We start from the raw sequence: 19,395 nt of genomic DNA, 5'->3' as shown, positions 1-19,395 counted from the left end.
CACCGAGCGGACACACTTTTTGTCACTTAACCCCACATCCACGCGGTAGATCAAAGTAAATAGAAAAGCGTTAGCCCTGCAGGTCGTTTGACCATCTGCAGGGCTAACGCTTATTTAAAAATTCTGTCTGTGCATGACAGCCACGGGCTTGGTGGTTGCCTGCACGCCGACCCGGTTTGGGGCGGCTAAGGAACAACCCTAAGTGTGAGCTGTTTTAGACCCCGATGCCCGGCAGGCTCGGGGAGCCGTTGAAAATCGACTTCGGAGCAGCTGCAGCTTCGTCAGCCTCGTCGGCGGACTCGGACACCTCTCGACCCTGTTCGGCAGCGTCGGAGACACTGTCAGCCTCAACGCCGGAGACGTGGGTGGAGTTGTCATTGTGGGTGGACTGATCGTTCGTGATGTTGATGTCCATGAAGTCGCGGCCGAACGGAGCGTTCCAGTCACCGGTTTCCAGGAGGGTCAGATCACCATCGATGGTCGGGTTAATCTCGAAGGTGACGTTGACGGTCGGGCCGGAAGGCATTGCTTCCAGAACCTCAACGATAGGAGTGACGTCCATTTTTGGTGTTCCTTTTAGACAGTAACGAAATGAAGAATATCGGTTTTAACTGAACAATAAACCGCAGTCTTTATTAGAGACTGGCGGTTTATTGTGTCAAGGATTGGCGGAGCTATTGTCCTGCCATGAAGCCCGGGAGCTTAGTTCGGCTTGATGCCAGAAATTTCCGGGTTCAGGAAGTCGAAGTCCTTGTGCTGGTCGACGTGGGTCTCCGGGTTCAGGAAGTCGGAAACGGTGACGTCGTTGGAGTCGTGGGTGGAGTAGTCGTCGTTGGAGGTGATGTCCAGGAAGTCGTTACCGAACGGCAGGTTCAGGTCGCCACCAACGTTTGCGAAGTTGATGTCGTTGCCAGCCAGCTGCTCGAAAGCCGGCAGCGGGCTCTCGACGGTGACGGCCGGAAGGGCTTCGAGGATGGTTGCGATATCTTCTGCGGAGCAGGACATGAGAAAATCCTTAGGTTCTCGGGGGTAAAGATTTTGAGTCGCTCTTGGCTGACTCACAGAAATTAAGTTAACCGATGGGGCAAGGGGCTGCAATGAAAAAATAAGTGCTTCGGCCCGCTTCTGGTCGGTTGTGTCCCCTGAATCTCGCTCAAATTCGCCTAAAAATATTGGAAAGAGGGCGGTTTTGAGTCGGTCGGGACGACTCCGGCCTCTGCCTGAATATCGGATGACAAGAGTGTTGTTTTCTTAAAATTTACCGGAATTGCATTGATTGTTTTGTTCTTGGTGTCACAAAGGTGCAGGCAAACGGCGAATTCATCAAAAATGATAACTAAGGGGTCCCTAAGCAAGGAAAACCAAAGCTTAGTTAACGGCAAAAACTGCCACTCAATTTAGGGGCATAAACGGAGTTAACGAGCGGGCCATAGCCTATGAGAGGTACATCACATTGTGGGAGGCCAAAAGTGTGGGGAAATATACCCCCTTTTGGGTAGGCCGGGTGGCCTAAAGGGGGTGTCGGAGCGCGCTGAGAGGCTGCTCTGAAACCGGCCGGAAGCGGCGTATGCGGGACGCTTCCCGTGCCGCTAGCTACCGCTCCGGCACGTAGTCCTCAGCGGAGCCGTCACGGGCACCCAGCACCGCGCGTCCAAGTACCTCGGAGGCGACAGTAGCGACGACCAGGACAGCAACAATGGCCAGAATGGCGGTGAGGGTTTTGCCCCACGTCAAATCGCCCTGGTCGGCCTCTAGGACTAAGTTGGCAATCACCAGTGCGGGGATGCCCACCATGATTCCGGCTGAAAGCTGGTTCAACCGGCTCAAGGCATCTTTAGAGCGCCACATGGCCACGCCCGCCAGGAGCAGGTACAAAGATCCGCCAATGACCAGCACGGCAAACAATATAGTTACAAGAATTGAAGCGATACTCATATTGCGATTCGTCCTTAATCGGTCTTAGCGGCGGCCACGGGAAATAACTCGGGCCAGGCCCACGGTCGACAAAATGCCAAGCAGACCCGCCAGCATTGCAATATCGAAAGTGATGGCCGTAGTCCGCAGCATGGCAGTTGTGAGGAACACTCCCACCATGGGGTAGAAGGCAGCGTCGGAAAGCACTGCGCGTGAGACATTGCCCTTGACCCGGAAGATCAGCACCACTCCCACAAGCAGCGCCACTGAACATAGAGCAATGCCAATGCCACTGATTACCTGTACTGCGGTGGGATCGATCAATGTGTCATTCATGAGCGTGCTCCTTTGTCTTCGCCTTTGGAGGCAATGCCATCCGGCAGCGGCAGACCATGGTCGACCTCAGCGGCAACGCCGACGACGGCATCCGGGTCAATGAACTTGCCCGCGCTGTACTCCTCGAAGACGAACGCCTTCGGGCGGGGGACATCGCGGAGGCTGGGAACGAGGTGCTCCTCCATGTCGTAGAGGGAGTCGTACAGCGCGTCCAGGTCGGCACCGAAGATTGCGTGGATGATGAACAACCGCCCCGCATCGGTGTCACGGACACCGCAGACTAGCGTGCCCGGGGTCATGGTGATGGACTCGGCAAAGAGAGTGACCTCAAGGTCAGACGTCACACGCAGCGGCAGCCCAATGAGCACCGGCTGCTGCTTCTGGTTCGGGCGCAGCGTATCGCGCACCACGTCCGTCGCAGCCACAATGACCTGCCAAACCAGCCAGAGGGAATAGCGGATAATATGCAGGAACTTCATCAGTAAATACCTCCGATGGCGTTTTCAACTCCGCCGAGAGTGGCCTCGCGGTAGCCATCAATATTCAGCAGCGCATCAGCCGCACCGGTGGTCGCCCAAGTAACGGCGCCGACTGCGACGAACATTGCCACGGAAACAATCGCGAGCATGGCGGACGGCGCAACCAGCGCGCCCGGAACGCGAACCGAATCATCCACGCCCTGCATGGGGCGACCCCAGAAGACCGCGCGCCACAGCCGAATCATGGCTAGCAGCGAGCCCAGCGAGGCCACGATGATTGCGGTGATTGCAATAATCGAACGGGCATCGCCAGTAGCGGCAGAGGCGAAGACAATGCCCACCTTGCCCCACACACCGGAAAATGGCGGGAAACCAACAATGGAGAAGCTCATTGCCGCCATCACCCAAGCGACTGCTTGGTCGCGGCGGGCAAGCCCAGAAAGCCTGGAGAGCGTACCCGTACCGTAGGTCTCTTCCACCGCACCGGAGCCCAGAATGAGGGCACCGACAGTCACCATGTGGTGGATCGCGTAGAAAATACCCGCAGCCAGTGCCGCCTTGGCGCCCTGGCCGTCGTTAGCATCCGTGAACGCCAGCACAATCAGAATGAACGGCATACCCGTGACCATCTGGTAGGCGAGCACCTCACGCATGGTGTTCTCGGCGAGACCAGCAAACGCGCCGACCAGCATCGAGATTGCCATGATGATAATGATCGGCCAGTGCCAGGAGGGGTTCATGCCCACAATCACGACGTAGATGCGGAACAGCATGTACACAGCAACCTTCGTATGCACCGCAGAGAACAGCGCCATCACCGCAGGGCTTGTCGACGGGTACGTCCTCGGCAACCAAGTGTGCGCCGGAACCAAACCAGCCTTCACACATAGTGCGATGATGACAATGCCCAACGCGACCACACCCGTGCCGCCAGGGCCGCCCTCGCTGGCCATGTCGGCCAGCATTGCGATGTTCACATTGCCCGCCGAGCCGTAGATCAGCGCGACGCCAATCAGCAGCACCGTGGAGGTCAAGAGGTTGACCAGCACGAAGTTACGACCAGCAGCCAGGCGGTGCCAGGTACCGGTTACTGCAATCAGGCCGTAGGAGGGCAGCAGCATGACCTCCATGAACACGAAGAAGTTGAACAGATCGGCAGTCAGGAAAGCACCCGACATGCCGGCCAACATCATCAGCGTCAGGGAGGGGAAGAACCGCGAGGTATTTTCACCCGCGACGTGGGCGAACCAGTTACCGATGGCGACCACCGCGGCGGCCACACCCAGCATCAGCATGGAGAACGTGTCCGCCAAGAAAGGAATCGAGATACCACCGGGGAACGCACCCACACCATGGCCGACCGGGCCGTTTTCAGTGACGTAGAACATCACCCAAAACGCAGCCAGCGACGATAGGGCCGGAACGGCGATGCCCATCGTCGCTCGCATCCACAGCTTCGGCAGGATGGCTGTGACTGCCGACAAAATCAGCGGCAGTGCCGCAAACAGTGGCAGTAGTGAAGACAGAGTTGAAGGGGACATTGCAGAGGTCATTGCAGAGGCTTCTACCATTTCTCGTCACCGCCGAAAGGAGTCTCGCGCGGGAACTTATCCGGAGCCGAAGAGACCCCTGGGGTACCGGTGACCGTGGAGTCCGAGTCCGCCGGAACATTCTTACCCGCACGACGACCAGCCGTCGACAGCTGCCGCATAGCCTCGCGGTCCTCATGAATACGAGTGTCGTCATCGCGGCCCAAACCAGCCAGTGCCAGCATGAAGGCGGTCACAGCCATGGTGATCACGATGGCCGTCAGCACGAATGCCTGCGGCAACGGGTCAGCCATCTGCTCGGCAGCGCCAGCGCCCGCAGTGGCTTCGTTGCCCAGCAGCGGCTCGCCGCGCCAGGCACCGACACCCGTGGACAAAATAATCAGGTTGGCGGCATGCGAAATCAGAGTCATACCGATAATGGTGCGTAGCATGCCGCGCTGTAGCACCAGGTACGTGCCACCGCCTGCGAGGACGGCAGCCATGATGGCGATAATCACTTCTTGGCCTCCTCAACGGTGGCATGAGCTGGGGCGGGGGTGTTCTCCGTTTCTGAGGCGAACACGCCCATCTCCGGCGGCACCCGCAAGCTCGAGCGGTCTGAGTAGAGATCCTGCAGCACATCGTCCGACCCGGTCATACCAGGACGGTTCGGGCCGCCCAGGAGATTCAGCGCGGTTGCCACAATGCCGATGACGGCCAGGTACACGCCGACGTCGAAAAGCAATGCCGTGGTGAGGTGCTGGCCCAGGAACTCGCCGTACAGCGGTGCCAAGAACGACCCCTTGGCGAAACCGATGAAGCCCGTGACGATTGCCGTTATGACACCCGCAGCGCTGAGCGCCACTGGGGTCTTCTTGCCGAAGACCAGCTCGTCGCGGTCCTTGGACAGGTAAATCAGCATGACGGCGGCGGCACCGATCAGCGCCGCGTTGAAGCCACCGCCCGGAGCGGTACCGCCGCGGTAGAGAACCACGGCAGACAGGACGAACAGGACCGGCGACAGCCAGCGGACCAGCCAGCGCATCATGATGGAGTTCAGAGCGGGCTCCGCAAGCGGGGAGGGCTGATCGAGCAGGTGCGGGAAGCGAGGCATCGACGTGACAACCGCTGCCATCGCGACGCCCGCCATACCGAGAACCGCCAGCTCACCCATGGTATCGAAAGCACGGAACTCAACCAGGATCACGTTGACAATATTGGTTTCGCCCGTGACCTTCTCAGTGTTGTCGATGTACCACTGCGCAACCTCAGGCAACTGACGACGGCCAGTGAGGAACCACACCGCGCCGAACGTAGCCAAGCCCACAGCAACCGCCACGACCGCGGCGGAAGCCTGGCGGTTCTTTGAGGTCTCAGAGAACGCGCGCGGCTGGAAGCGCAGCACCAGCATCATCAGCACGACAGTCAGGATTTCCACCATGAACTGCGTCAATGCCACATCTGGTGCGCCCAGCAGGAGAATCTGCAATGTGACGCCGACACCGGTGACGCTGAGCAGCACAGCCGCCTGCAGACGGTTCTTTGCCCGAAGCGTGGCCCACACACCAATCAGGACAACGACCAGCGGAATCAGATCGGTCAGGTGGTCGATGTCGTCGATCTTCGGTAGCACCGGAGCGCCGCCGACACCCGGGCCGATTGCGATGACCAGGGCGTACACCGCGAGCAAACCAAGCAGTGGCAGCAGGTGACGCGACGGCTGATGCGAACGCGCCATCTTGGCCAGCACGCGACCCACACGCTGCGAGACGCTCAGCGACGCATTGATTGCCTCCACGCCGGTGAACGGGAAGAGCTTGCGGTCGGCCATGACGGCGCCTACGCGAGCACGAGCGAAGATGAAGCCCACGCCGACAGCCAGCACAATCACAGAGATAATCAGCGGCACGTTTACGCCGTGCCACAGGCTCAAGTGCGATTCCTGAGTCGTGCCAGCCGGAAGCTGACCGACCGTATCCGCCACGCGGTCCAGCGGACGGTTCAAAATAGCGCCGGCAGCGAAGGCTGCAGGCAGGCTCAGCACGCCAGGGATGGCGGCCGGAAGCCACAGCGAAATCGGGGCCTCATTGATGTGGTCAACGTTGCGCGGACCATCCACGAACGCACCGAACACCAAGCGTGCCGAGTACGCGAAAGTACCAATCGCACCAATCGCCGCCACTGTCAGCAGGATGACGACACCGGTATTGGACAAAGGCGCGCCCTCGAATGCGGTCAGCATGCCCTCCTTCGACATGAAGCCGAAGAATGGCGGAATTGCCGCCATCGATGCCGCACCGAAAATCATAGAGCCAAAGCTCCACGGCATCTGCTTCCACAGCGGACCCAAGCGACGAATGTCGCGCGTGCCCGCCTGATGGTCAACCACGCCAGCCATCATGAACAGCGAAGACTTAAACATCGCATGCGCAATGGTGTGCACAACCGCAGCCATAATGGCGAACTTCGTGCCCACGCCAATCGTGGCGACAATCCAACCCAACTGCGAGACCGTCGAGTACGCAATCAGCTTCTTCAAGTCAGTCTGCTGCAGCGCAAAGTAGGCCGTGGCAACAGCCGTCCACATACCCATGACAATCAGCAGCAACTGCCACACGCGCACGTCTGCGAAGACCGTGGAAAAACGCATCAGCAGGTAAACGCCCGCCTTGACGACGGCCGCAGCGTGCAAGAAAGCCGAGACGGGAGTTGCTGCCGCCATGGCCTCTGGAAGCCAGGCGTGGAAAGGGAACTGAGCTGCCTTCGTGAAAGCACCTAGGGCCACCAGCGCGGCAATGAGGCTACGCGCTGTCGGGTTGGCCTCCCACTCAGGCGAAGCCAAAACCTCGGTGAGGTTCGTGGAACCGGTCAGCCACACCGCACCGCCGAGGGCGGCCAGAAGCAGCAGGCCGCCGGTGAAGGTCAGCAGGAGTGTGCGCAACGAGCCCAACTCGCCCGACGAGCCCGACCTTGCAATGAGCAGGAACGACGCCATCGAGACCAGCTCCCACCCGATGAAGAGGAGCATGATGTCGTCGGCAAGTACGAGGAGCAAAACCGCCAGCATGAACGCCGTCATCAGGACGTAGAAGCTCATCGCGGATTTCTTCGGCGGCAAATACGCGGTGGAGTAGATGAAGACTATCGAGCCCACCAACAGCGCCAAGAAACTGAACACCATGGAGAGAGGATCGAGCTTCAGCGCAAACGCCGCGTTTAGCTCCGGGGACCAGACGCGGGACCAGGTGAAGGTGGTGCCGTCGAGGATATCGCCCGTTACACGCGAAAGCTGGACCACCGACGCGAGAAAAAACGCGACGATGGGCCAGCCTGCGTGACGACCAAGGAGCTTCACAAACAGCGGGGTCAGCGCCAGGGCAACCGCGACCAGCAGCGGGACCGAAAGGAGGGTCAGGCTGTCGGCGGAGGCTTGGGCGGCTTGAGCTGCTTGGGTGGCTTGAGCTGCTTGGGCTGCGAGCGTTGTCGCGTGCTCTGCGGAGCTGCTTGCTTGGGCGGTAATAGTTGCCGGGGCAGAATTAGTTGCCGGGGCAGAAAGAACGGAATCTAAAGAATTCAATGTTGCCGATACGCCGCCGGACGCAAACTCAGAAGCCAATGTCTGGTCTGGTGGTGCGGTCGCCGACGGAGGACTGGCTGTAAAGGAGCTGGCTGATGCCAGAGCTGCTGCCAGGTGCGTCACTTGGGGGCTACTTTCACATTGCTGTTAAAAAAGTTCGTACCTCTACAGACTAACAGCCACGAAATTGCGCTACGCGGGGTGAAAGGGGCATTTGGGGGAGTGGGGTAAGGCTGTGCGGATGCAGTTTTCCTGGATCCAGTAGTGAATAAATAAATGAACGGGTGATGGGCGGCGGCGGTGGGCTGCTTCAAGTTGGCGGTGGGCTGCTTCAAGTTAGTGACTGCGGTTATGGCAAAAATAGCCCTACCGGGTGCTGATTGTAGCTTGCGTTGTCAAGTTCGGGTTGAGGGGCTATTTCTGAAGTGCCTCCGGCAAAAGCTTGTTGAGTTCTTCTCTGGTGAATTACTTCAGTCCGTCCTCTTTTAAGGGTTTTTGGGCGGTACTGAAACTCTTATCATCGGTACGTTCCGCATTGCAGTAGGCCTCAGCGGTCTCTGCTATCAGCACGTCACGACGCTTCCGGGCTTCGGCGATGTCGAGCTCTGGGAAATCTACCAGAAGGGACAAGTACTTTCGTATAAGGAGCCACAGTTGATCACCGGCTTTGCGGTGTCGTGCTGCCTTGGCTCCGATCTCGAGCCGGAAGCTGTACGAGTTGAGAACCAGCAGGAAGAAGGTGATAACCGCAGTGATGGAGGCTATCCAAATCTGCAGGGTAAAGAACACTCCTACCAGTCCAGCGGCTGAAAGCGCGGACAGCACAATCTGGGCCACTTTGATACGGTGTTCGGTCCGGGGGAGTCGTGTGCGTTGCTCTTCTTGTGCAGCATGAGAGTAGACTACGCTCCCATATCCATTCTCAATTTGTGAGTAGAGCACGTCGCGTTCATGCTGCTGGGAATTTGTCAACGTAAATCAACCTCCACATCTGCGCTGGTTCTGGGTCGTCGCTATAAACGGCACGACGGCTGATGTCTGCGTAGAGCTCCGACTAGAAGCGTGTAGAAATAGTGATTTTGTGTCACGCCAGGTAACACATTCCACGCTTCGCGAATTTGCTGTTCTGTTTTCTATATGGTTTCCGACAACTCATAGATGTTGCGAGTGAGAACAGCGAATAGGGGGTTATTTCCAACGTGGTACGGGTACTTTACGGTCGCAGGATTATTCAGACGGTTTTTACGTTCTGCATTGACAGCACTGGCAGCGTCCAAGTTGGTCTTATGAAACAAGACACGCAGCGGCTTGTAGGTTCCCATCATCTTATTCCTAACGTTTTATCGACCATGTTTCGAAGTTGCAAAAGAACAAGATCTTTAGCAAATAGCACACATTCAACTAAGCCCTATTTACAAAACTTCCATTTTTGCAAATATGCCCAGATTTTGGGGCCCCAGAAAAACCGAGGTGAAGATTTTTGTGGGCGGCGTTGGAGATCGCTCGCATATGGCGACTCGCTCCCTCGTTATGTTTGTAATACGTCTTTTCTAATGGTGAGGGCGCTGAGTGAGTCTGCGCAATCCTCTCTAACAACACAACACGACCCTTAGGTTAGACTTGCCTAAGTGGCTCTGGTAATGTTGGTATTTTGGACACAAATAAAAATGAACCCTGCCTTCCGCAAAATGACCGGTCAACTCATGTTGCGGCAGGCCATTGGGTGCTTGCCCGGGCTGGCAAGCGAGTTTTACGCCCGGGCGGATTGAAACTAACGAATCGATTGTTGGATGCGGCCAATCTATCTGGCAAGAAAGTGTTGGAATTCGCTCCGGGATTGGGACGTACGGCCATGCTCATGCTTGAGCAAGGAATCGCCTCCTACACGGGCGTGGATCAAGATCCAGATGCCGTCGCACGAGTGCAGGCCGTTGTTGGGCCGAGGGGCGCAGTTGTAAATGCCAGTGCGCAAGACACCGGCCTTGAGTCCGAATCAGTTCAGGTTGTGGTTGGTGAAGCGATGCTGACCATGCAAGGCGATAAAGGCAAGCGAGGGATCATCGCCGAAGCGTTCCGACTGCTTAAACCAGGTGGTTGCTATGCGATCCACGAACTTGGACTCACCCCTGACAGCATAGACGCGGCGTTTGCGGACCAGTTGCGACAGCGCCTAGCCCGCACGATTAGGGTTAATGCTCGCCCTCTTACTTGCAGTGAATGGTGCGGATTGTTAGAGCAGGCGGGTTTTTGTATCGAGTGGGTGGGGTATGAGCCGATGGCTTTGCTGTCCCCACGTCGTAATCTAGCCGATGAAGGCATAGTCGGAGTTGCGCGAATTATGCGTAACGTTGCGCGTGATAAGGAGTTGCGTCGCCGCATATTGGATATGCGCGCAACGTTCAACGAATACCGCGACAGTTTAACCGGCATCGCTATCGTCGCGCGCAAACCCGCCGCTAACCTGGAAGCAAAGGAGAGCTGATGATGACTGAACTCAAACCATCATCAGCCGGCGCACTGGGGTTTATTGAAAACCTTGCGCAGCGCGTTGAGTATTGTCCGAACTCAACCACTTCTACAACGCTAATGCGCGCTGAGGGGGTGAACGTGGTGTTGTTCTCGTTCGACGAGGGAGAGGAACTATCCGAGCACACCGCCGCGATGCCAGTGATTGTTCAAGCCCTTGAAGGTGAAATCGAAATCAGCGGGGACGGTAAAACGGTGACGTTGCGTCCCGGTGGAATGGTGCATTTTCCTACGCGCCTACCACATGCGGTTAAAGCACTAACCAAAGCAAAAATGGTGCTTTACATGATGAGCCGACCACCGGCGAACTAAGTAATTGACGTCAATTCGCGCAGGAGCGGACCTGTTCTGCCCGCTCCTGCGCGTTGACTTTAAGCAGTATTCAAAAGGGTGTGGCCGACCAAGCTGCTTTAGTGCATGTTGCACACAATTGATGATGAAGTGATGCGGGCGAAAATGCGCAAACTCCGCGTATCTACATTTGCGGATATCTTCTACGAGATCGTCAGCGACGAAGCCTATGCCGACGCCCTGCCAGAAGACATTTTCCTCGCAGCAGTCGACGAAGCCTATGCGCAACGCCAACAACGCAATATCACCAAAGCAATCAGCCTAGCCAAGTTCCGCTACTCCAAACGCCAGCCTGGCTGAAATTACCAGGGCAGAAGAACGAGGTATCAACCTGCGGCAGTTGAAGAGAATCGCGGCAACGAACTGGCGGTAAAACCCAACCAACATTCATATCCTCGCCCCGACTGGGGCCGGCAAAACATATATTGCCTGTGCTCTTGGTGTTGCGGCCTGCCAAGCAGACTACTCGGTGGCCTACTACCGGCTAGATCAGCTCGTTGACATGTTGGCGGTCTTCTCACCGACTGGCCAAACCTATCTCAATCTGATGCGCAAACTGATCAACATTGATGTCTTGACCTGGGCCGATCCTAAAAACCAGCCCGACCCATAGTTATTCTATGATCCCTAAAACCGCTTATCTGCATTCACCCCCATTAACGGTGAATCTTCAGATCAAAACTAGAAACAGTATATAAAAAGTATTATACATCTTAGGTGAGCCTTACCTTGCTTACTATTCAGGAATCGAGGTTTACTATGACCCAACAGTCCTCTACGTCCACACGGAGTACAAGCTCATCCAGTGGGTTGACGGCACGTTTAAACACCAGAGATCTCATCAACGCTGGCATCTTTGCTGCACTTTACTTTGTGATCACCTTTGTAAGCGGAATGATTGGATTCGCAGGACCACAATTCATGTTTATTGGATGGTTCATCGCGGCAATCGCAAACGGAATCGTGCTAGCGCTTTATGCCGCCCGCACGCCCAAAATGGGTGCTTTCACCCTCGTCGGTGGTATTAACGGACTAGCATTCATGCTCACCGGACACTACTTCTGGACCCTGCTGGGAAGCATAATTCTAGGGTTTATCGCGGATTTGATTATTACAAAAAGCCACCTCAGTATTGCCAAGTCCTTCCCTATTGCCTACGGCGTCTTCTGTGTCTGGATTTCTTTGCCTTTTATCCCGCTAATTCTGGATACGGACTCCTACTACGTCGATATCGCAGACCAAATGGGGCAAGAATATGCCGATGCTATGTCGGATATCTTCCAGCCATGGACCATTGGAGTACTGGCCATTTGTGCGCTCATCGTCGGCTTTATCGGCGGAAAGGTCGGAGTTCGCGTCAGCCGCAAACACTTTGAAAGCGCTGGTCTCCTGTGAGCCTGCAAAAACAGGGCGTGCTTCGTCGATCTTCGATCGATCCACGGACCGTGCTGCTTTCTGTTCTAGTAATCAATGCGGTAGCTCTCAGCCACGGCCACCTACCGACACTGCTGATTTCTATCGCCTTCAGCTCCATCGCACTAGCTACAGTAAAGCCACACTATGGTCTTATTTGCCTGTGCGCTTTTGCATTATCCTATCTAGGGTATTGGGGCCTATTACAGCTTCCTGGCTCCACATTTTTCGCTTTTTCAGCGGCAATTTTTTCGTGGCTAAGCCGTTTTGTCATCAGCATGTCCATCGGCGCATTCGGCTTGCTCACTCTCACACCATCCACGTTGACCTCAGCACTGCGGGACCTGCGTTTACCAGGCTGGGTCACCATTCCACCGGCGGTATTCCTGCGCGTTTTGCCGATCATCGTGGCAGAAGCCAAAGCCATCCGCGATGCCATGGTCCTTCGGGGTCTCCAGCCTGGAGTAAAAAGCTGGATCACACAGCCCACACAATCGTCCGCGATGCTGGTCATCCCCTTATTAGGTGCCGTCGTCCGCGCTGGTGATGAGCTCGCTGCCTCTGCTCTTGTCCGGGGATTGGGAGGACCCGCACGCCCAACCACCACCGCCGATCTTTCCTTCAAGCTTGTCGATGCAACTGCACTAGCTGGGTTGGGCCTCGTTGTTGCCTCTGTCTGGCTTCCCACGGAGGTCCACTTATGAACGAACGCAGTATCGCAACCAGTGTAGACGCCCACAACGTTTCTTTTACATATCCATTGGGAGCTCGACCAGGCATTCAAGGCGTATCTGATGTGTCTTTTTCTGTCTCTCCAGGACAGTGTCTACTGATTACCGGTGATTCCGGATCGGGAAAGTCCACGGTACTCAAGTTGATCAACGGACTCATCCCCCATTTCAATCCAGGAGAGCTACTAGGCACCATCACTATTATAAAGGATGACCAGGCTTTTACCCCTGCGGAAGAACCGCTGTCCCGAGCCATCGAGTTCAGCGCCTCAGTATTCCAGAATCCAAGGACACAATTTTTCACTGAAAGCGTCAATGCAGAATTGGCCTTCGGGCTAGAAAACCTTGGTGTAGATCCCAAAGAAATTGAGTCGAGGATTCAATCAGCGGTCGAGCTACTAGGCATTAACGATCTTCGGGGCCGGCGATTCAAAGAATTATCCGGTGGACAGTTACAAACCGTGGCATGCGCATGCGCGCTTGTGTCCCCGGGCAGTCTCGTGCTTCTCGATGAACCCACGTCCAATCTCTCCATGGAAAGCATCGATATTCTTGCACGCGTGCTACACCGCTTGAAGGAATTAGGCACAACGATCATTATCGCTGATCACCGCCTCTTTTTCTTAAAAGATATCGCTGACCAAGTTATTTACTTGACTCAGGGAAAAATAACGCGGAGTTTCCACGCTCAGGAGTTTTATGCCTTAGACGAACCCGAACGCAAACAATTGGGGCTACGCAGCTTACACCACGTTCCCCTGCCCGCGAGCGTGCCGGTACCACCCACGCTCGAAAACGCCGATCCCCAGCGGAGCGGACTCGAGCTAAGCAACATCTGTTTTTCTTATGGCACACATGAGGTGTTAAACATTGACCACGCATTTTTCCCCAGCGGCGAAGTCACCGCCTTAATCGGGCCCAACGGCGCTGGAAAAACCACTCTCGCTAGGATCATTTGTGGTCTTGCTTCTCCCAAACGCGGCGGTAGTCTCCGTTTGAACAGCAAACGAGTAGGAGCGGCTGCCCGCAGACGTGCCGCGTACATGGTGATGCAAGATGTTGGCCGCCAATTATTCGCAGCCACCACCGAAGAAGAAGTCACGCTCGGACTGGCAAAGAAGAAGCGGGACCACATCGATGTCAATGAGATTCTCCATCGCCTCGATCTGGCAGGAATGGCTCAACGGCATCCGCAGTCTCTGTCCGGTGGGCAACGGCAACGCTTAGCCATAGCTTCAGCCCAAGCCGAGCAAGCAGCGATCTACATCTTCGATGAACCTACCTCTGGCGTGGGCTGGCGCCAACTGCAATCCATCTCTGCGCTACTTCGATCTCTTGCAGCAAGCGGAGCAGTGGTCATCGTCATCACCCATGACCACGAATTCATCCAAGAATCAGTCACCAGAATCATCGATATGACTGACATCAACAAGAATTGAGAAAGAAATGTCTGAGGTAAAACAAAGTTCCACAGAATCAAGCGGAACCCACGCACCAGAATCACACGGTGCGTCACCGGAAGAAGAGGCTCGCGCAAAACTAAAAGCCGGCCAGGTCGCTCTAAAAAAGCTACTGGCCCCAGTGCAAACAACCATCTACTTCGCACAGTTTCTCGCGCTTGTATCCTCGGTACTCGCCGTAGCACCCTACGTCGCGTTGGTGGCACTGGGAAATGCTCTAATCGACGGCAATACTGATGACGTCGCGTCCATTGTGAAATGGCTACTTGCTGCATTTTTGGGCCAGCTATTCTTCTATTTCCTTGCTCTTGCGATCACCCACTTCGCTGATGCGAAGCTGGTGGGGATTAACCGGCGCCGAATTATTACCGCTATTGCGAAAGCACCACTCTCGTGGTTTAGCCAGACTAATTCCGGCAAAGTTCGCAAAGCCGTCGAGGACGATACGTTAACTCTGCACACCCTGACAGCCCATGCTCCTGTAGAGCAGGTTGCCGCGATTTTTACGCCCCTCGCGCTTCTGGTTTATGCCTTTATCTTGGATTGGCGCCTTGGTCTACTTTCTATTGCCACTGTGCCCATTTTCCTAGCAATCCAAGCGTATTCAATGAAGGATATGGGCACAAAAACTGCGGAAATGGATAATTATCTGGGTGAGGTCTCTGCGACTGCGGTGGAGTTCTCCGAAGGTATTTCCGTCGTCAAGGCTTTCGGCACCGTTGGCAAAGCCCACGCTCGATATCGCGAAGCTGCCCAAAAATTCGCGGAATTCTATTACGAGTGGGTACGTCCGCTTCTGCGTGTTTCCGCAATCTCAGAGTCTGTGGTGGCGGTTCCTGTCCTCATTCTTATCAATGTAGGAGTCGGTTCCCTGCTGATAGCTGGTGGCTATGTCACGGTCGCTGAAGTCATCGCAACAACGTTGATTGCGCTGGTGATCCCGGGCACGATTCAAACCGTCGGCCGAATGTTGTGGTCTTACCAGCTCGCTGGCAATGCGGCGTTGCGCCTTGATGAAGTCATGACAATTTCCCACGTGAAAGAAGGCTCAATGAGCCTCGATGCCAGTAGTCAAGACATGGAGGTGGAGTTCCATGAGGTCAGCTTTAGCTACGCCCCAGACGCACCAGTCCTCCAAGGCTTTTCTGCGCAACTAAACGCAGGCACTGTCACGGCATTGATTGGCCCCTCCGGGTCTGGCAAATCCACAGCAGCAACGATGCTGGCGCGTTTCCAGGATCCAGATTCGGGCACAATCACTATCAACAACGTGGATATCCGTGATCTCACTTTCGACAGTTTGTACCGCACTGTGGCTTTCGTCTTACAAGATCCTCACTTACTGCGCATGAGTATTCGGGAAAACATTCGCCTTGCACGCCCAGAAGCTCGCGATGAAGAGATCTGGCAAGCAGCAGAGGCCGCGCACATAGCTGCTGATATTCGCGCTTTACCGGCTGGGCTCGACACCGTTGTTGGTGAGGACATCTCTTTATCCGGTGGACAACAGCAACGTATTTCTATTGCACGGGCAATTATTACCAATGCCCCAATCTTGATCCTAGATGAAGCTACTGCGGCAACTGATCCTGACTGCGAAGCAGAAATTCAAGCAGCTCTAGCCACACTCGTCAGAGGCAAGACCGTCTTGGTCATCGCCCACAAGCCGGAGTCCATCCAAGGCGTAGACCAAATAATCTGCCTCGAGCCTATGAAGGATAATTCTCATGTCTAATGCCACTACGCCTGCTAGTTCGCGTCTTCTTGATCCGCTACTCACTCGCAGTGTCAAAAAGCTGCAAAGTCCTGTAGGCCATAAGCTCAATAAAAGGCATGCTTGTCTATCGCTTATCGTTGGCGTGCTTGACGGCCTCGCTGTTCTCACGCTCGTGCCACTTACAAAGGCACTCGATGGGGATACGACGATCGCACCATTGATGTGGATTCTTTTGGCAATTGCGCTCGTATCTTTTGCGCTACGATTTTTCGCAACCATGGCCTCTTACCACACGGCCTTGGATTTCATCCGAACCGCGCACACGACTGTGGGTGATAAATTAGCAACGCTACCGCTCGGCTGGTTCGTACCGGCTAATACCGGCGGCCTATCTCGCCTCGTCTCAGATCGCTTTATGGTGGCGGCCGAGACCATTGCGCATACTCAAGGAACGATATACCGCGATAGCGCGGCACTTGTCACCTTGTTAGTAGGAGCGTGTTTCTGGAACCCGAAGCTGGGCTTGGTCCTTCTTATCATCGCACCATTGGCGCTCGTGGTGATGCAGTTGGCTGCATGGATTCGTAAGAAAGCATCGAACCGCGCACTCGGGCCGAGTAAAGAGCTCTCCCAGCGCATCGTAGAATTTGCTAACCGTCAACCAGCCCTGCGCGCGGCAGGACAATCACAAGTTTTTGCGCCACTAGAGCAAGCGCTAGAAATCGACCATAAAGCACGAATACGCGAGCTATGGGTATCCACATTAGCTTTGCTACTCAACGGCATAGTAGTGCAGATCTTCATCGTGGCTCTCATTATGGTCTCCGCGGATCTTGCCGTTGAAGGCGCCCTATCGCCACTAGAAACAATTGCGATCATCGGAATCAGCTTGAGGTTTACCCGCACGCTTGAGCAGCTGGGTTCTTCTTTCGTCGGTTTAGACGCAGGTCGTATCGCGCTCACAGAAACTGAGCTCATCACCGATGCCCCTTCCCTGCCAGAACCCACTACTCCGCGCCCAGGCGATGGTTCGGGAAGTGTAGAGCTGCGTAATGTCACGTTTGGATACGGCGATAAACCAGTATTGGTAGATGTCGCTTTCCGTGCTCGACCAGGCACCGTTACCGCCATTGTCGGTCCTTCTGGCTCCGGAAAGACCACAATTGCGCGCCTTATTTCGCGATTCTGGGATGTAGATTCCGGGGCGGTGATGGTTGACGGCGTAGATATCCGCGAGCTTGGAACCGAACAGTTAATGTCCAGACTGTCCATGGTCTTTCAGGATGTCTACCTCTTCGACGACTCGTTAATCGCTAATATCCGCGTTGGTCGTCCCGACGCCTCCGATGAGGAAGTCTTCCGCGCAGCTGATCTTTCAGGCGTGACTTCTATTGCCAACCGCCTAGGGTGGCATACTCCTGTTGGTGAAGGCGGGCGGCTTCTATCCGGTGGTGAACGCCAGCGCGTATCTGTAGCTCGCGCGCTTCTCAAGCAAGCGCCGATTGTACTCTTTGATGAGGCTACTTCCGCGCTCGATGCAGAAAATGAGGCAAACATCCTTGCTGCGATGGACGAGCTACGGGAGCAATCTACTTTTATTGTCATCGCCCATAAGCTGGATACAATCAAATCTGCTAATCAAATCGTAGTCTTGGATGAACACGGGCAAGTCAGCCAGCTGGGCACGCATTCTGAGCTTTCCGTTGTCCCCGGTATCTACCGTCACTTCTGGCAGCAACGCAAAGCAGCACGCGGGTGGAAAATCAGTTCGGGACGCGATTAACGCGGGAACCGAGATCGGCGTTGTTTGCGGGGGGGGGCACCCTTCTCCCCCGCAGCACGGCGAACCCTAAGTGCACCAACAAAGCCCAGAGCGAGGAATGCGGTGGCGGCGACGAGCGACCACTGCGCGGCGTTGGCCATGCCTTCGCTTAAGGCCCGCACCGCTGCCCCAGGAGCACGGTGCTTTGCGTTGCGGAGGCTTGCCCGGAGTCATCGACAGGAATATCCCGCAGCACCGTGCCTGTCAGCTGCGCGGAGGCGAACCAGAGGCCCAAACCCAGGAAGGCACTCAAACCACCCGGTCCTAAAAACTAGCCCGGCCCAGATGCTGGTTAATTTCGATCCTGTATAAAATCACCGATTCTCCGTGCGATGGATTCGAGCGTCCCATTTCCAGACGGCGAAATGTTCTCCATTCGTCCTTTGCCTTCGCTAGGTGAGGCTAAATCTAACCTAACGGTATCAGCTGCGAAAACCCGTTGATTGATGAGGCCTACTGCTTTTTAATTGCATGTTCGATCGCCAATTCAATTCGAGTCCAATTTATGAGTTTTATCGCTTGAGGCTGCACCCATTCTTCGACGCAGGCTGGGAATTCCGGCGTGGTGCAGCGACGGTCTGTTAATAGACCATCTTTGGCTTCGTGTAGTAGGTGCTTTACGGTATTATGCGCTTGCTTGAGTAACTCTAGCTTTTTAGCAGCATCAGGTAGCTCAGTGGCAAAGAGCTGTTCTTTCAAATCCGGAGGCCAAAGTGACTGGGAGTTGTTCTCGAAATCATCGAAGTATGTAAATGGATCGAATCCGATCCATTGTGAAACCTCATCAATGAATGAAGTGATTGCCACCTGAATCGGAATTAGAACCCCTTTAAGTGCTTCATTCGTGAGTTTTTAATAAGTCTTTGGGGTGGGGGATTTCGCTAGTTCGTTGAGTGCGGTGGGGCACTGGACATCAAGGTGCTGGTAGCACCTTCAAGCGAGGATCCGTCTCGTGTGATGACGTCTGGATATGTGGGGTAATTGCCATGGAACAACCACTTCTGGATGTTCCCTTCGGAACTGTTCCGATCGGCTCCGGACGGTAGTGGGCGCTTTTCCATTCCCAAGGATTCCCACGGTGTGACGATTGCCTGAATTGGTACTTGGTAGGCAACGGACAGCTGAACGAGTTCCTCAATGGTGATTGCTCTATCGTCGTTCTCGATTTTTTCGAGGATGCTGACAGCGAGTCGAGAGGTCCGAGCTGTGCAATGGCTCAATCTTGGGGCAGACCTCGAATTTCTCGAAGACGTCGAAGCTTGATGCGGACGACAAAGGAGCTCAAAACCTGGGAGTCGTGACGGCCGGTTCGTTGTGCACGATCTGCGGCATAGTGCGGCTTGTAACTGGCTCGGAAGGGAAGTGCCGGTAAATACCGTACGATATTGGCCTGGACATGCAAATCTTGAAACTACGGCGATTCACGCCACTTATTCGGGGATGGGAATCGACCTGGCAGCATATGAACGGATGAATAGGTGACAAACGGGTGACAGGATGCGCATAGAAAAACAGGCTGGCAATCCACACTTCTGAAAAG

General features: G+C 55.3%; 19 protein-coding genes. 9 read left to right on the top strand and 10 right to left on the bottom strand.

The window, feature by feature from the left end:
* Positions 1-214: 214 nt before the first annotated feature.
* The 9 genes from HMPREF2849_RS01870 to HMPREF2849_RS01830 form a co-directional block, all read right to left on the bottom strand.
* On the bottom strand, positions 215-562 hold the full coding sequence (locus HMPREF2849_RS01870; protein WP_070862521.1) for a hypothetical protein: 348 nt from the start codon (positions 560-562) through the stop codon (positions 215-217).
* A 140-nt stretch (positions 563-702) separates the two neighbouring features.
* The gene (locus HMPREF2849_RS01865; protein ID WP_070862520.1) at positions 703-1,005 is read right to left on the bottom strand and encodes a hypothetical protein; all 303 of its coding nucleotides are present in this window, start codon (positions 1,003-1,005) and stop codon (positions 703-705) included.
* 588 nt (positions 1,006-1,593) lie between these two features.
* Positions 1,594-1,935, bottom strand: a complete 342-nt coding sequence (locus HMPREF2849_RS01860) for a monovalent cation/H(+) antiporter subunit G (protein ID WP_016421914.1) — start codon at positions 1,933-1,935, stop codon at positions 1,594-1,596.
* 24 nt (positions 1,936-1,959) lie between these two features.
* Complete coding sequence (locus tag HMPREF2849_RS01855; protein ID WP_005511667.1) at positions 1,960-2,250, bottom strand: monovalent cation/H+ antiporter complex subunit F; 291 nt, start codon at positions 2,248-2,250, stop codon at positions 1,960-1,962.
* Positions 2,247-2,729, bottom strand: a complete 483-nt coding sequence (locus tag HMPREF2849_RS01850) for a Na+/H+ antiporter subunit E (RefSeq protein WP_070862519.1) — start codon at positions 2,727-2,729, stop codon at positions 2,247-2,249. Before HMPREF2849_RS01850 ends, HMPREF2849_RS01855 begins: the two co-directional genes overlap by 4 nt.
* Positions 2,729-4,300, bottom strand: coding sequence for a monovalent cation/H+ antiporter subunit D family protein (locus HMPREF2849_RS01845; protein ID WP_141764532.1), 1,572 nt, complete (start codon positions 4,298-4,300; stop codon positions 2,729-2,731). Before HMPREF2849_RS01845 ends, HMPREF2849_RS01850 begins: the two co-directional genes overlap by 1 nt.
* Positions 4,294-4,776 (bottom strand): sodium:proton antiporter, encoded by a 483-nt coding sequence (locus HMPREF2849_RS01840; RefSeq protein WP_005511661.1) that lies wholly within the window; start codon positions 4,774-4,776, stop codon positions 4,294-4,296. Before HMPREF2849_RS01840 ends, HMPREF2849_RS01845 begins: the two co-directional genes overlap by 7 nt.
* On the bottom strand, positions 4,773-7,673 hold the full coding sequence (locus HMPREF2849_RS01835; RefSeq protein WP_371440739.1) for a DUF4040 family protein: 2,901 nt from the start codon (positions 7,671-7,673) through the stop codon (positions 4,773-4,775). Before HMPREF2849_RS01835 ends, HMPREF2849_RS01840 begins: the two co-directional genes overlap by 4 nt.
* Positions 7,674-8,300: 627 nt before the next feature.
* Positions 8,301-8,777, bottom strand: coding sequence for an SLATT domain-containing protein (locus HMPREF2849_RS01830; RefSeq protein WP_070566784.1), 477 nt, complete (start codon positions 8,775-8,777; stop codon positions 8,301-8,303).
* Between the two features lie 706 nt (positions 8,778-9,483).
* Here HMPREF2849_RS01830 and HMPREF2849_RS01820 point away from each other — a divergent pair.
* The 9 genes from HMPREF2849_RS01820 to HMPREF2849_RS01785 all read left to right on the top strand — a co-directional run bounded on the left by HMPREF2849_RS01820 (position 9,484) and on the right by HMPREF2849_RS01785 (position 17,816).
* The gene (locus HMPREF2849_RS01820) at positions 9,484-10,317 is read left to right on the top strand and encodes a class I SAM-dependent methyltransferase (protein ID WP_371440738.1); all 834 of its coding nucleotides are present in this window, start codon (positions 9,484-9,486) and stop codon (positions 10,315-10,317) included.
* A complete protein-coding gene (locus HMPREF2849_RS01815; protein WP_224784337.1) occupies positions 10,317-10,673 on the top strand; it encodes a cupin domain-containing protein in 357 nt (118 codons plus the stop codon). Before HMPREF2849_RS01820 ends, HMPREF2849_RS01815 begins: the two co-directional genes overlap by 1 nt.
* 105 nt (positions 10,674-10,778) lie before the next feature.
* A complete protein-coding gene (locus HMPREF2849_RS11510) occupies positions 10,779-11,012 on the top strand; it encodes a hypothetical protein (protein ID WP_306297383.1) in 234 nt (77 codons plus the stop codon).
* 85 nt (positions 11,013-11,097) lie between these two features.
* Positions 11,098-11,325 carry an ATP-binding protein gene (locus HMPREF2849_RS11505; RefSeq protein ID WP_371440737.1) on the top strand — a complete coding sequence of 76 codons (228 nt, stop codon included), beginning with the start codon at positions 11,098-11,100 and terminating at the stop codon, positions 11,323-11,325.
* A 146-nt stretch (positions 11,326-11,471) separates the two neighbouring features.
* On the top strand, positions 11,472-12,107 hold the full coding sequence (locus HMPREF2849_RS01805; protein ID WP_070546325.1) for an MptD family putative ECF transporter S component: 636 nt from the start codon (positions 11,472-11,474) through the stop codon (positions 12,105-12,107).
* Positions 12,104-12,829, top strand: coding sequence for an energy-coupling factor transporter transmembrane component T family protein (locus HMPREF2849_RS11445; protein WP_049181703.1), 726 nt, complete (start codon positions 12,104-12,106; stop codon positions 12,827-12,829). The genes HMPREF2849_RS01805 and HMPREF2849_RS11445 overlap by 4 nt, the downstream gene beginning before the upstream one ends.
* The gene (locus tag HMPREF2849_RS01795) at positions 12,826-14,295 is read left to right on the top strand and encodes an ABC transporter ATP-binding protein (RefSeq protein WP_049181699.1); all 1,470 of its coding nucleotides are present in this window, start codon (positions 12,826-12,828) and stop codon (positions 14,293-14,295) included. The genes HMPREF2849_RS11445 and HMPREF2849_RS01795 overlap by 4 nt, the downstream gene beginning before the upstream one ends.
* 7 nt (positions 14,296-14,302) lie before the next feature.
* A complete protein-coding gene (locus HMPREF2849_RS01790) occupies positions 14,303-16,051 on the top strand; it encodes an ABC transporter ATP-binding protein (RefSeq protein ID WP_070546327.1) in 1,749 nt (582 codons plus the stop codon).
* The gene (locus HMPREF2849_RS01785) at positions 16,044-17,816 is read left to right on the top strand and encodes an ABC transporter ATP-binding protein (RefSeq protein ID WP_070862516.1); all 1,773 of its coding nucleotides are present in this window, start codon (positions 16,044-16,046) and stop codon (positions 17,814-17,816) included. Before HMPREF2849_RS01790 ends, HMPREF2849_RS01785 begins: the two co-directional genes overlap by 8 nt.
* A gap of 492 nt (positions 17,817-18,308) precedes the next feature.
* On the opposite strand, the gene HMPREF2849_RS01780 is transcribed toward HMPREF2849_RS01785, so the two are convergent.
* Positions 18,309-18,662, bottom strand: coding sequence for a hypothetical protein (locus tag HMPREF2849_RS01780; protein ID WP_070546331.1), 354 nt, complete (start codon positions 18,660-18,662; stop codon positions 18,309-18,311).
* Positions 18,663-19,395: the final 733 nt, after the last annotated feature.

The sequence above is a fragment of the Corynebacterium sp. HMSC073B01 genome, assembly GCF_001838255.1.
Lineage (GTDB): Bacteria > Actinomycetota > Actinomycetes > Mycobacteriales > Mycobacteriaceae > Corynebacterium > Corynebacterium jeikeium_D.
The sequence above is the reverse complement of the archived record's forward strand: the minus strand, read 5'-3'. Positions and strand labels throughout refer to the sequence as shown.